The sequence below is a fragment of the Mycolicibacterium pallens genome (genome assembly GCF_019456675.1).
Taxonomy (GTDB): domain Bacteria; phylum Actinomycetota; class Actinomycetes; order Mycobacteriales; family Mycobacteriaceae; genus Mycobacterium; species Mycobacterium crocinum.
In genome coordinates this window covers 1,581,994-1,594,476 of the sequence record NZ_CP080333.1, presented here as the reverse complement: position 1 = coordinate 1,594,476, position 12,483 = coordinate 1,581,994, and the positions used below count along the sequence as shown (strand labels likewise).

The 12,483-nt window shown below is 68.6% G+C and carries 15 protein-coding genes; 8 read left to right on the top strand and 7 right to left on the bottom strand.

The annotated features are described in order from the left end of the window. Positions 1-297, top strand: a complete 297-nt coding sequence (locus tag K0O64_RS07780) for an MGMT family protein (RefSeq protein WP_071947008.1) — start codon at positions 1-3, stop codon at positions 295-297. On the opposite strand, the gene K0O64_RS07775 is transcribed toward K0O64_RS07780, so the two are convergent. Genes K0O64_RS07775 through K0O64_RS07765 form a run of 3 tightly spaced genes read right to left on the bottom strand, consistent with a single transcriptional unit; the run spans position 294 to position 3,512 of the window. Further along, positions 294-1,160 carry a TIGR02569 family protein gene (locus K0O64_RS07775; protein ID WP_220046261.1) on the bottom strand — a complete coding sequence of 289 codons (867 nt, stop codon included), beginning with the start codon at positions 1,158-1,160 and terminating at the stop codon, positions 294-296. The genes K0O64_RS07780 and K0O64_RS07775 overlap by 4 nt on opposite strands. A 36-nt stretch (positions 1,161-1,196) precedes the next feature. After that, a complete protein-coding gene (gene moeZ, locus K0O64_RS07770) occupies positions 1,197-2,420 on the bottom strand; it encodes an adenylyltransferase/sulfurtransferase MoeZ (RefSeq protein ID WP_220046260.1) in 1,224 nt (407 codons plus the stop codon). 54 nt (positions 2,421-2,474) lie between these two features. Beyond that, a complete protein-coding gene (locus tag K0O64_RS07765; RefSeq protein ID WP_071947011.1) occupies positions 2,475-3,512 on the bottom strand; it encodes a DUF3152 domain-containing protein in 1,038 nt (345 codons plus the stop codon). 160 nt (positions 3,513-3,672) lie between these two features. Between K0O64_RS07765 and fasR the strand changes: the two genes are divergently transcribed. Next, positions 3,673-4,350: an HTH-type transcriptional activator FasR gene (gene fasR, locus K0O64_RS07760; RefSeq protein WP_071947012.1), complete on the top strand. Its 678-nt coding sequence runs from the start codon at positions 3,673-3,675 to the stop codon at positions 4,348-4,350. A gap of 3 nt (positions 4,351-4,353) precedes the next feature. On the opposite strand, the gene K0O64_RS07755 is transcribed toward fasR, so the two are convergent. Continuing rightward, the gene (locus K0O64_RS07755; protein ID WP_071947013.1) at positions 4,354-4,605 is read right to left on the bottom strand and encodes a DUF3107 domain-containing protein; all 252 of its coding nucleotides are present in this window, start codon (positions 4,603-4,605) and stop codon (positions 4,354-4,356) included. A gap of 176 nt (positions 4,606-4,781) precedes the next feature. Here K0O64_RS07755 and K0O64_RS07750 point away from each other — a divergent pair, with 176 nt between their 5' ends. Then, positions 4,782-5,348, top strand: coding sequence for an MmpS family transport accessory protein (locus tag K0O64_RS07750; protein WP_220046259.1), 567 nt, complete (start codon positions 4,782-4,784; stop codon positions 5,346-5,348). On the opposite strand, the gene K0O64_RS07745 is transcribed toward K0O64_RS07750, so the two are convergent. Then, a complete protein-coding gene (locus K0O64_RS07745; RefSeq protein WP_071947015.1) occupies positions 5,345-6,028 on the bottom strand; it encodes a ferritin-like fold-containing protein in 684 nt (227 codons plus the stop codon). The two genes, K0O64_RS07750 and K0O64_RS07745, sit on opposite strands and share 4 nt — an antisense overlap. A gap of 251 nt (positions 6,029-6,279) precedes the next feature. Here K0O64_RS07745 and K0O64_RS07740 point away from each other — a divergent pair, with 251 nt between their 5' ends. Both K0O64_RS07740 and K0O64_RS07735 read left to right on the top strand, forming a co-directional pair. Further along, the gene (locus K0O64_RS07740; RefSeq protein ID WP_220046258.1) at positions 6,280-7,791 is read left to right on the top strand and encodes a DEAD/DEAH box helicase; all 1,512 of its coding nucleotides are present in this window, start codon (positions 6,280-6,282) and stop codon (positions 7,789-7,791) included. Positions 7,792-7,811: 20 nt separating this feature from the next. Beyond that, positions 7,812-9,041, top strand: coding sequence for an Rv3212 family protein (locus K0O64_RS07735; RefSeq protein ID WP_220046257.1), 1,230 nt, complete (start codon positions 7,812-7,814; stop codon positions 9,039-9,041). Here the strand turns inward: K0O64_RS07735 and K0O64_RS07730 are convergent. Further along, positions 9,038-9,838 carry a ParA family protein gene (locus K0O64_RS07730; protein WP_071947018.1) on the bottom strand — a complete coding sequence of 267 codons (801 nt, stop codon included), beginning with the start codon at positions 9,836-9,838 and terminating at the stop codon, positions 9,038-9,040. The genes K0O64_RS07735 and K0O64_RS07730 overlap by 4 nt on opposite strands. Positions 9,839-9,908: 70 nt before the next feature. Between K0O64_RS07730 and K0O64_RS07725 the strand changes: the two genes are divergently transcribed. Genes K0O64_RS07725 through K0O64_RS07715 form a run of 3 tightly spaced genes read left to right on the top strand, consistent with a single transcriptional unit; the run spans position 9,909 to position 12,087 of the window. Beyond that, complete coding sequence (locus K0O64_RS07725) at positions 9,909-10,520, top strand: acid phosphatase (RefSeq protein WP_220046256.1); 612 nt, start codon at positions 9,909-9,911, stop codon at positions 10,518-10,520. Next, positions 10,520-11,614 (top strand): isochorismate synthase, encoded by a 1,095-nt coding sequence (locus tag K0O64_RS07720; protein WP_425574760.1) that lies wholly within the window; start codon positions 10,520-10,522, stop codon positions 11,612-11,614. The genes K0O64_RS07725 and K0O64_RS07720 overlap by 1 nt, the downstream gene beginning before the upstream one ends. Beyond that, entirely contained in the window at positions 11,611-12,087 is a 477-nt protein-coding gene (locus K0O64_RS07715; RefSeq protein ID WP_220046254.1) for a GNAT family N-acetyltransferase, read from the top strand. Before K0O64_RS07720 ends, K0O64_RS07715 begins: the two co-directional genes overlap by 4 nt. Here K0O64_RS07715 and K0O64_RS07710 read toward each other — a convergent pair. Further along, positions 12,084-12,473 carry a hypothetical protein gene (locus tag K0O64_RS07710; protein WP_071947022.1) on the bottom strand — a complete coding sequence of 130 codons (390 nt, stop codon included), beginning with the start codon at positions 12,471-12,473 and terminating at the stop codon, positions 12,084-12,086. The genes K0O64_RS07715 and K0O64_RS07710 overlap by 4 nt on opposite strands. Positions 12,474-12,483: the final 10 nt, after the last annotated feature.

The following is a 12,483-nucleotide window of genomic DNA, read 5'->3' as shown; positions in this document are numbered from 1 at the left end:
ATGGCCCCGATCACCGACGAGCAGGTCGAGCGGGTGCGCGCATTGGTGGCGTCCATCCCGGCAGGCCGGGTGGCCACCTACGGTGACATCGCCTCGGCGGCAGAGCTTTCCAGCCCGCGCATCGTCGGCTGGATCATGCGCACCGACTCCTCGGACCTGCCGTGGCATCGGGTGATCACGGCGTCGGGTCGCCCGGCCGCTCACCTGGTCACCCGCCAGCTCGAGTTGCTGCGCGCCGAGGGTGTGTTGGCCGACGACGGCCGGGTGGATTTGGCGCACGCGCGCCACGAGTTCTAGAGCACCAACCGAATCAGCGCGGCGGTACGTGCCAGCCCGGGGAACGCGGCCGCCGTGGAACGCGGATGTAGCGCATGCACGGCGAGCCGGAAGATCAAGGCGCGCAACAACATCTGCGGCCACTCCGGCAGTGCGTCCCACCGCTCGATGAGACCGTCGTCGGCCTCGCCCCACGCCAGGGCGTCGACGACGACCACCCCGGCCGCCCACGACGCCGGCCGCCAGTACGGCGTGATGTCGGTGATGCCCGGCGCGGCCGTCCCGGCGAACAACACCGTGCCGTACAGGTCGCCGTGCACCAGCTGGTTCGGACTCTTGGTGGGTTTGCGCAGGCCGGCCAGCTGATTGATCAGCTCCACCGACCGCTCGCCGTCTGCCGAACCCGGCGCCACCAGCGCGCCGGGCGGCAGCGAGTGCAGCGGGCGTTCCTCCCACGCGGCGCGGTCGGCGGCGATGAACACGTCGACATCGCTCCACGGCGCGACCGGTGCCTGCGTCAGGAACCGGGGGCGCTCCAGTTTGGCGGTCGCCTCGTGCAGCCGTACCCCGGCCGAAACGACCTCGTCGTGGCGGGGTTCGGGGCTACCGGCGACGAATGTGTCTGCCCGCCAACCCGACACCACATAGCGTCCGTCGGTGGACCGGACCGGCCGCGCCAGCCGCACCCCGTCGACGAACAACGTTTCGCGAGCCTTTGCCGACCAGGCGGCCCTGGCGTGGTCGGCAATCACCGACAACACGACCTCGCCGCACTTGAAGCCGCCTTCCCAACCCGCGCCGAGCGGTTCAGGGTCGTGGCCCTTGAGACCAAACGCTGCCAGAACATGCTCAGGCGGGCGCTCGTCATTAACCCCGTCAGCCACCCCGACAGCCTAAATTGTCGCGACGCAAAGTAGCCGTCAGTAGACGACCATGTCGGGATCGATTTGCTTCGCCCAGGCCACGATGCCGCCCTGCAGATGCAGCGCATCGGTGAAACCAGCGTTCTTGACCACGGCCAACGCCTCCGCGGAGCGCACCCCGGTCTTGCAGTACAGCACCGGCGTGCGGTCGTGCGGCAACCTCGACAAGCCCTCGCCGGACTCGATCATCGACTTCGGGATCAGCTCGGCGCCGGTGATGTGGTTGATCTCCCACTCGACCGGCTCGCGGACGTCGATCAGCGCCAGCTTCCGGCCCGAATCGAGCAGCTCGCGCAGTTCACGCGGCGTGACCGTGGAATCCTGCGCGGCTTCGGCAGCGACGTCGGACACCACACCGCAGAACGACTCATAGTCGATGAGCTCGGTGATCTTCGGGGTCTGCGGATCCTTGCGGATCGTGATCGTGCGATACGACATCTCCAGCGCGTCGTACATCATCAGCCGGCCCAGCAGCGTCTCACCGATCCCGGTGATCAGCTTGATGGCCTCGGTGCCCATGATCGAGGCGATCGACGCGCACAGGATGCCCAGCACACCGCCCTCGGCGCACGACGGCACCATGCCGGGCGGCGGCGGCTCGGGATAGAGGTCGCGGTAGTTCAAGCCCAGACCGTCCGGCGCGTCCTCCCAGAACACCGAGGCCTGGCCTTCGAAGCGGTAGATCGAACCCCACACGTAGGGTTTGTGCGCCAACACCGCGGCGTCGTTGACCAGGTAGCGGGTGGCGAAGTTGTCGGTGCCGTCGAGGATCAGGTCGTACTGCTCGAACAGCTGCACCGCGTTGTCCGGTTCCAGCCGCTGCTCGTGCAGGCGCACCGTCACCAGCGGGTTGACCTCGAGGATGGAATCGCGGGCACTTTCGGCCTTCGAGCGGCCGATATCGGACTGGCCGTGGATGATCTGGCGCTGCAGGTTGGACTCGTCGACGACATCGAATTCGACGATCCCGATGGCGCCGACGCCGGCGGCCGCCAGATACAGCAGGGTGGGCGAACCCAGTCCGCCGGCTCCGATCACCAGCACCTTGGCGTTCTTCAACCGCTTCTGCCCATCGACACCCAGGTCCGGGATGATCAGGTGGCGGCTGTACCGCGCGACCTCCTCGCGGGTGAGTTCGGCGGCTGGCTCGACCAGCGGCGGCAGCGAGGGCACCGGCACTCCTTGGATCAGTTCGGCACTAGCCCGATGAACGTTCACCATCCATCTCAGCAGCTGGCCAGAGCAACGGCAAACAGCTGCGAGTGCTTCCCGGACCTACGCGATCGGATACGGCCAGGGGTTGAACCGGCAGGTCTTTCCGTCGGCCTTCACGTACTCCGGGTCGAAGCGCGACGCGTCGTTGTCGTCGGTGGAGAACGTCTGCTGCATCATGATCGGCGCCAGTCCGCCGCTGTCGGCGCACGGCTCGTGGTGCTGGTAGCCGATCGCGTGGCCAACCTCGTGGTTGACCAGGTACTGGCGATACGAACCGATGTCGCCCTGGAACGGCACCGCGCCTCGCACCCAGCGCGACTCGTTGATGAAGACCCGCGGTTGCGCGTCGGGCCCGTAGGCCGGGTTGTAGCAGGACGACTCGAGCGGGATCTCGTAGCCGCAGCCCTCGCGCACGGTCATCGGCGAGGTCAGCGACACCCGGAAGTCGGGCTTGACGTCGGCGGCATCGACCCGCTGAAAGGCGAACTGTGGATTGTGAATCCAGCTCTTGGGGTTGCCGAGGGTCTCGGTGACCATCCGGGCGAAACCCTCGTCGCCGCCGAACGACGCGGTGTCGACGCCGTCCTCGACCTCCACGGTGTAGGTGAACGTCTTCGCGGTGCCCTCACCGACCTTCGGCGTCGTGCCCGGCACGATGTGCCACGTCTTGGCGCCTGCCTCGGTGAACGCGCCACCCTCGGGCAGGATCCCGGTCGGCAGGTTGGCGTCGAACTCGGTGAGCCCGCGCGGCGGCGCGCCGATGATGGCTGTGCCGCTCGACCCGATCGTCGGGGGCCCCTGCACTGCGCGCTGGGCGGTGGGTTCAACAGCCGGAGCGGCGGTTCCGGTGATCGTTTGGTACAGGACGATTCCGGTGACGACCACCAGGACCGGCAGCGCGTAGGCGCGCCAGCCGTAGGTGGAGATGAACCGGCCCAACCAGCTCTGTTTACGCCATTGACGACGCTGCTCCCGGTTGGATCTGGCCCGGCCCGACTCCTCCGCCAACGGGTCGCGCAGCGCGCGCAGCGGCTCCCGCCACTCGTCTCGCAGCACCGGCACACGACCGCCGCCGCGGTGCCCCGGGTCGTAGGTCACCGCCCCAGGATGGCACAACAGCCGAACGCCGCACTTCCGGCGCGCCCGTGCGCCGGATGCTGCTACGGGCGAGTAACACCACCCGGGTAGTAACCTCGATCCGACGGGGCAGGGCGCGCGGGGGCATGGCGCCCGGCCACACCACCAGATTGAGGACTCGATGAGCGAACTCGCCGACACGGCCGAGCGGAAGTCCGCCCGAACGGCCAATGGCGACCGTCCCGCCGCCACCACCCCGCGGCGCGGGAGCCGCCTGCCGCGAGATGAGCGACGCGGTCAGCTGCTGATTGCGGCCAGTGAGGTCTTCGTCGACCGCGGCTATCACGCCGCCGGGATGGACGAGATCGCCGACCGGGCCGGCGTGAGCAAACCCGTTCTGTACCAACATTTTTCGAGCAAGCTCGAGCTTTATCTGGCCGTGCTGAACCGGCACGTCGAGAACCTGGTGTCCGGGGTCAGGCAGGCCCTGCGCACCACCACCGACAACCGGCAGCGGCTGCGTGCGGCGGTGCAGGCCTTCTTCGATTTCATCGAGCACGACAGCCAGGGTTACCGGCTGATCTTCGAGAACGACTACGTCACCGAACCGCAGGTCGCTTCGCAGGTGAAAGTGGCGACCGAATCCTGCACAGATGCGGTGTTCGACCTGATCAGCCGCGATTCAGGGCTGGATCCGCACCGCGCTCGCATGATCGCCGTCGGCCTGGTGGCCATCAGCGTCGACTGCGCGCGGTACTGGCTGGACGCCGACCGCCCGGTCTCCAAGGAGGTCGCGGTCGACGGGACGGTGCAATTCGCCTGGGGCGGACTGTCACACGTCCCGCTGACCCGCTCCTAGCGGCTACGCGCCGGCAGGTCCGCCGGCGGCGATCCCGAACCCGACCCGGCGCACGTCGGCGACACCGATCTCGACGTACGTGATCTTGCTGGTCTGGACCAGAAAACGGCGTCCCTTGTCGTCGGTCAGGCTCAGCACATCCGGGCCGTTGCCCGAGAACGCCGAGGTCACCAACTCTTCGACCTCAGCGGGCGTCTGGGAGCTGCTGAACACGAGCTCACGCGGACTGTCCGTGACACCGATCTTGACCTCCACGCTGGCCCCTTCTCTCTCGACTGCGACTACTCACCAGAAGGCTAGTGGACGCCGGTGCGCGCGGTCGCGGCCAGTCGTTCGCGGTTAGCGAATAGGGCGTCAAGCTGCGATAACAGCATGGCAACAGACAGGCGCGGCGCGCCGCACCGACGCACGAGCGTCCATAACCTTGCCGTGTGAGCGACAAGAAGCGCCGACAGCGGCTGGTCCAGTGGCCTCGCGTGGCGCTGACCACCGGCGGTGTCGTGCTCGCCGCCGCGGCGACGACGTTCGTCGTGCGCACCGGCGACGCCGCGAGCATCACCGCGGACTCCGGCGCCACCCCGACCCGGACGGTCGTGGCCATTCCCGGCCCGCGGACATCGACGCCACCGCCGGCGCCGGTCACCGTCACGGTCCCGGGTCTGCCGGTGGAGACCCCGGTCCGGGTCACCCCGCCCGGCGCGGCCGCCGCACCCTTGGCGCAGGTGCAGGTCAACTCCGCCGAGATCGTCTACACCGTCGCGGGCAACCAGCGCCCCGACGATCCGGTGACGATCACCTACGCCGACGAGGCCGGCGCCCTGCGCACCGTCGAGAACGTCTCACTGCCCTGGCGATTGACCGTCATCCCGACCGTTCCGGTGAACTACGTGACGGCCAGCAGCAACGGAAGTCAGCTGAACTGCTGGATCACCGATGCGCACGGCGCGACCGTGGCCGCCTCGACCGACAACACGATCTCAGCGACCTGCAACCGTTAAGCGAGCCCCAGCTCGCCCATCCGCTCGGCGTGTGTGCGCTGCAGACGGTCGAAGAAGTCGGCGACCTGCCCGAGTCCACCCGGACCGGCCAGCACCAGGTCGACCAGTTCATCGCGCTCGGCCAGCACGTACTGAGCCTGAGTGATCGCCTCGCCGAGCAACCGGCGCGACCACAGCGCCAATCGGCTGCGCTGCCGTCCACTGCTGGTCACGGCCTTGCGGACTTCGGCGACCACGAACTGCGAGTGACCGGTCTCCGACAGCACGCCGCGCACCACGCCGGCCACCTCGTCGGGCAACACGTCGGCGATTTCCAGGTAGAAGTCGGCCGCCAAAGCATCACCGACATAGGTCTTGACCAACGCCTCCAGCCAGGTGCTCGGCGTCGTCAGGCGGTGGTAGTTCTCCAGCGCCGAGGCGTAGCGCGTCATCGCCGGGACGACGTCCACACCGCGCGCCTCCAGCGCCTCGCGCAGCAGCTCATAGTGCGCCATTTCGGCAGCGGCCATGCTGGCCATATTGATCCGGCCCCGCAGGTCGGGAGCCATCCGCGCCTCGTCGGTCAGCCGGTAGAAGGCCGCCACCTCGCCGTAGGCCAGCAGCGCGAACAACTCGTTGACACCGGGATGGTCGGCGGTGATCCGCGCCGGTGAGTCCGCGGCGGGCTGAGGGGCGGTCATGGCCGTCACTGTAGTCCCGGCTGGAGCGCCGATCCGTCTCGGAGAGCGCGACCAGCTATGATGGGGGCTGACGAACGCCGTGAGGCGTGGTCAAGGAACTGTGCGTGCACGCAGTGGGCCCGCCTCCCTCAGTGCAGGGCCCGGCGATTCGGGGCATCGATAATTTGAGCCCGAGTCCATTCCGAAGTCAGAACTCGTGCGCGCGTGACAACGCATTCGAGGACCGACTACGGAAGGCACAACGCCACCACATGACACCATTGACAACTCACCCCCAGCTTTCATTCGCCCAGCTCGGAGTGCGTGACGAGATCGTCCGCGCGCTCGCTGAAGAAGGCAAGGAATACGCCTTCGCCATCCAGGAACAGACCCTGCCGATGGCCCTGGCCGGCGATGACCTCATCGGCCAGGCCCGCACCGGTATGGGCAAGACCCTCGCGTTCGGTGTGCCGCTGCTGCACCGCATCACCACCGACACCACGCGACCGCTGACCGGTACTCCGCGCGCGCTCGTCGTGGTCCCGACCCGCGAGCTCTGCCTGCAGGTCCACGGCGACCTCGTCGCCGCATCGAAGTACCTGCAGGCCGACGAGTCTCGCAAGCTGACCGTCACCGCCATCTACGGCGGCCGCCCGTACGAGCCGCAGATCGAGGCGCTGCAGAAGGGCGTCGACGTGGTTGTCGGCACCCCGGGCCGCCTCCTCGACCTCGCCCAGCAGGGCCATCTGCAGCTCGGCGGCCTTTCGGTGCTGGTGCTCGACGAGGCCGACGAAATGCTCGACCTGGGCTTCCTGCCCGACATCGAGCGGATCCTCAAGCAGATCCCGAGCGAGCGGCAGGCCATGCTGTTCTCGGCGACCATGCCGGATCCGATCATCACGCTGGCCCGCACCTTCATGAACCAGCCCACCCACATCCGCGCCGAAGGCGTGCAAGGGTCGGCCACCCACGACACCACCGAGCAGTTCGTCTACCGCGCGCACGCACTCGACAAGGTCGAGATGGTCAGCCGCATCCTGCAGGCCGAAGGCCGCGGCGCGACGATGATCTTCACCCGCACCAAGCGGACCGCGCAGAAGGTGTCCGACGAGCTGGCCGAGCGCGGCTTCAAGGTCGGCGCCGTGCACGGCGACCTTGGCCAGATCGCCCGTGAGAAAGCCCTCAAGGCGTTCCGCAACGGCGATATCGATGTGCTCGTGGCTACGGACGTGGCAGCTCGAGGCATTGATATCGACGACATCACGCACGTCATCAACTACCAGATTCCCGAGGACGAGCAGGCCTACGTGCACCGCATCGGGCGCACCGGCCGCGCCGGCAAGACCGGTATCGCGATCACCCTGGTCGACTGGGACGAGTTGGAGCGCTGGTCGATGATCGACAAGGCCCTCAAGCTCGAGTGCCCCGACCCGGCGGAGACCTACTCCAGCTCCCCGCACCTGTACACCGAACTGAACATCCCGACCGAGGCCGGCGGCTCGATCGGCGCCGCGCGCAAATCGCAGGGCGCCAAGTCGCCCAGCAAGACGCAGGACGGCACCCGGATCAGCTCCACCGACTCCAACCGCGATCGGCCCGCGCGCAATCGTTCGCGTCGGCGCACCCGCGGCGGCCAGGGCGCCACCGGGCACGTCGAGACGACGGACGCCCCGGCCGACGGTGCCACCGTCAAGACCGAGGGCGGCGACGACAGCCCGGCGCGCAAGCGGCGTCGCCGGCGTCGTCCGCGCAACACCGCCGAGGCCCCCGCAACCGCAGGCTGACGACCGCTATCGTCGCCTAGATGGTCAGACCCGAGCGCCGCACCACAGGCGATCTCGTCGCCGCTGCGACGATCGCGCTTGTCGTGGCCGTCATCGCCGCACTGTTCTGGTGGAACAGTTCCGCGCGGGCCACGATCAGCCGGCCCGCCACCTCGCCGACGCCCAATCCGGTCCCGGCGCGGGTGGTTCCCGACACGCTGGATCAGCTGTGGACCGCGACGAGCCCGCGCACGCTGAGTCCGATCGTGGTGGGCGGCACGGTGGTAACCGGCGACAGGCGGACCGTCGACGGCCATGATCCGCAGACCGGCCAGATCCGGTGGACGTATGCCCGCGACACCAATCTGTGCGGGGTGTCCTACGTCTACGACCTCGCCGTCGCGGTGTACCCCGACGCGCGCGGCTGCGGACAGGTCAGCAGCATCAGCGGAGGCACCGGTCGGCGCGGCCCGACCCGCACCGCCTACGCCGACAAGCACGTGGTGCTCAGCTCCAACGGCAGCGCCGTGCTGTCGGCCGGGCCGACCCGGTTGGAGTTGTGGCGCTCAGATCTGGTGCGGATGCTGTCCTACGGCGAGATCGACGCCCGGGTCAAGCCGGTCAACCAGGGCATCGGGGCCGGTTGCACGCTGATGTCGGCGGCGGCCAGCGACGAAGCGGTGTCGGTGATGGAAGCCTGCCGCGACCAGAAGGACCTGCGCCTGACGCTGCTCAAGCCGGCGAAGGAAGAAGACGAACCCGACACCAAGAACGTCCCGCTACCGGGTGTCGCCGCCGATTCCGAGGCGCGCGTGCTGGCGGTGGAGGGCACCACCACCGCGGTGTACCTGCCGTCGCCGCAACCGCAGATCGCCGTCTACGACGAGACCGGCAGCAAGATCGCCAGCACGCTGCTGAAAAAGCCTCCGGTGCTTGCCAATTCGGCTCAGGCCGTCACCCACGCGGGCGATCTCTACACCTGGTGGACCGGCGACAGCGTGGAGGTTTTCGACGCCCGGCTGTCCTACCGCTACACGATCGAGGCGTCCGCGGCGGTGGCTCCGCTGGGTCCCGGGGCAATGATGGCCGGCCGGCTGCTCATCCCGCTCACCAACGGCATCGGGGTCTACGAGCCGACCAGCGGCACCAGCGAACGCATCATTCCCGTCACCCACCCCGCCGGATCCGGTCCGGTGGTCCCGACCGTCACCGGCTCGATGGTGATCGAGCAGCACGGTGACGCGGTCGCGGCGTTCGGCCCGAAGACTTAGATCTCCGGCGTGAAGGTCGGCAGCGCCTTGCCGGACTTCCAATGCTTCAGCAGTGCGGCCGCCAGATCGCGATAAGCCATGCCGCCCTTGCTCTTTCGGCCCGCCAGCACCGACGACCCGGACGCGCTGGCCTCCGCGAAGCGCACCGTGCGCGGGATCGGCGGCGCCAGCACCGGCAGGTTGTAGCGGTCGGCGACGTCGAGCAGGACGTCGCGGCTGTGCGTGGTGCGCGAGTCGTACAGCGTCGGCAGCGCGCCCAGCAGCTTCAGGTTCGGGTTGGTGATCTGCTGCACGTCGTCGACCGTGCGCAGGAACTGCCCCACCCCGCGGTGCGCCAGCGTCTCGCACTGCAGCGGCACGATCACTTCGTCGGCAGCGGTCAGACCGTTGAGCGTGAGCACACCCAGCGACGGGGGACAGTCGATGATCACCACGTCGAACTGGTCGAGCTTGTCCAGCGCGCGTTTGAGCGCGTACTCGCGGCCGGCCCGCATCAGCAGCATGGCTTCCGCGCCGGCCAGGTCGATGTTGGCCGGCAGCAGCGTCATGCCCTCGGCCGTGTCGACCAAGGCCGCGTTCGGTTCGACGTCGCCGAGCAGCACCTCGTGCACCGACACCGGCAGCTTGTCCGGGTCGGTGCCCAGCGAGAACGTCAGACAGCCCTGTGGGTCCAGGTCGACGAGCAACACACGCTTGCCCGCGTCCGCGAAAGCCGCCCCCAAGGACGCGACCGTGGTTGTCTTGGCCACCCCACCCTTTTGGTTGGCCACCGCCAATACTCGGGTCACGCAGACCATCCTTGCAGGTTCTGCCGCGAACCGTCCCGGCTGCCACGGCGCGCCTGGTCATCGGGCAGAATCAGTGGGCGTGAGCGTCGGTACGCATCGGCTGGTCCTGCTTCGGCACGGCGAGACCGAATGGTCCAAGAGCGGTCAGCACACCAGCACCACCGACCTCGAACTCACTCAGCACGGGCGCGAGCAGGCCAAACTGGCCGCCCAGACCATCGACCACCTCGGTCTGGACAACCCACTGGTGATCACCAGCCCGCGCAAGCGCGCCCTGGTCACCGCCGAGCTGGCCGGCTTGACCGTCGACGTGGTGTCCCCGCTGCTGTCCGAGTGGAACTACGGCGACTACGAGGGCCTGACCACCCACCAGATCCGCACCGACACCCCCGGCTGGCTGCTGTGGACCTACGGCTGCCCGGGCGGCGAGAGCGTCGACCAGGTGAGCATGCGCGCCGACCAGGCGGTGTCGTACGCGCTGGAGCACATGGTCGACCGCGACGTGGTGTTCGTCGGCCACGGGCACTTCTCCCGCTCGGTGGTGACCCGCTGGATGGAGCAGCCGTTGCGGGAAGGCGCGCGATACGGCTTCGCCGCGGCCGCGGTCGCGGTGTGCGGTTTCGAATACGGGCTGCGACAGCTCTCGGCGCTGGGTTTGACCAGCCACCGCGAGCCGGTCACGGGGACGTGATCGCGGTTCCCTCGTTTGTGCTCAGCGGCCCCGCCGGGACAGTCGTCGCCGAAGGGGTCCAGACCGGATACGACGACGTCGCGGCCGCCTCGTCGGCGTTGGCCGACGGTTCGGCCGATGTGGTGGTCGGTGCGCTGCCGTTCGACATCCGCAGCAAGGCGGCGCTGCTGACGCCGACGACCGTGACGTTCGGCGACACCCTCCCGCAGTGGTCGACGACGGCGTTGCCCGCGGTGCGGATCGACGCGATGCTGCCGGCACCCGAGGAGCATCGCGCCCGCATCCGCGCCGCGCTGGACCGCCTCACCGCACGCGAAAGCGCTTTGCAGAAGGTCGTTTTGGCGCGCGCGTTGCGTCTGGTGGCCGACGGCCGGCTCGACGAGCGGACGATCCTGCACCGGCTGCTCGCCGCCGATGCCGAAGCTACCTCGTACCTGGCCGACCTCTCGGTCGCCGGCGGCGACTACACCGGCTGTGCGCTGGTGGGCGCCAGCCCCGAGCTGCTGGTCGCCCGCGCCGGTGACGTGGTGACCTGCCAGCCGTTCGCCGGCTCCGCGCCGCGGTCGCCCGATCCGCAGATCGACGCCGCCAACGGCGCCGCACTGGCCGAGTCGGCCAAGAACCGGCACGAACACCAGCTGGTCGTCGACACCATGCGCGCCGCACTGGAACCGCTGTGCGCCGACCTCGACGTCGCGGCGCAACCCCAGCTGAGCCGCACCGCCGCACTCTGGCATCTGTCCACGCCGATCCGCGGTCGGCTGCGCGATATCTCAACCACCGCAATCGATTTGGCGCTGGCACTGCATCCCACCCCGGCGGTGGGCGGCGTGCCCACTCGGGCGGCGGTCGATCTGATCGCACAGCTGGAAGGCGACCGCGGTTTCTACGCCGGCGCGGTGGGCTGGTGCGACGCCCGCGGCGACGGGCGCTGGGTGGTGGCGATCCGCGGGGCGCAACTGTCCGCCGACCGGCATACGGCGCTGGCTCAAGCCGGTGGCGGTATTGTTGCCGAATCCGATCCCGATGACGAAGTCGCCGAGACCACAACGAAATTCAAAACCATTCTGTCGGCCCTGGGGGTACCGCAATGATTATCCGGCTGGCCCGTCCCGGCGACGAGGCAGAGATCGTCGCGATGATTCGCGAGCTCGCCGAATTCGAGCATGCCGCCGATCAGTGCACGGTGACCGAAAGTCAGATCACCGCAGCTCTTTTCGGCGACAACCCGCCTGCGTCGTGCCACCTGGTCGAGATCGACGGCGAGGCCGCCGCGGTCGCGCTGTGGTTCCGCACCTTCTCCACCTGGGACGGCGTGGCCGGTATCTACCTCGAAGACCTGTTCGTGCGCGACAAGTTCCGTCGGCGCGGCCTGGCCCGCATACTGCTGGCAACACTGGCCAAAGAGTGCATCGACAACGGCTACACGCGGTTGGCGTGGGAAGTGTTGGACTGGAACGTCAATGCGATCGCGCTCTATGACGCCGTCGGCGGCAAGCAGATGTCGGAGTGGATCAACTACCGCGTCAGCGGCCCCGAGCTTCAAGCGCTCGCGGCCGAGGCTTAGTCGCCTGACCGCGACGCCCACCGCAGTGCCGGCGGGCTGAACAGCAGCGCCAGCACGGCGATCGCGACTCCACCCATCGCGACCGCGTAGACCGGTTGGTGAGCGGCCACGATGTACCAAGCCACCGGCAGCAACAGCAGGTTGGCGAAGATCGCAATACCCCGGCCCCAGCGTCGTCCGGTGATCAGGGCCCAGCCGGCGGCCAGCACCGCAGCGCCCATCACGGCGAACCAGCCCGCGGTACCGTACCCGTTGACGATGTGCTGGTCGGCGCCGGCCAGTCCGCGCACCACCAGCACCACGGCCACGATGATCGCCACTGCACCTTCGGCGGCCGCGACGAAACCGGCGTAGCGGACCACGGGTGGGAGAACGGTTTCGGTCACCTCCGTAAGG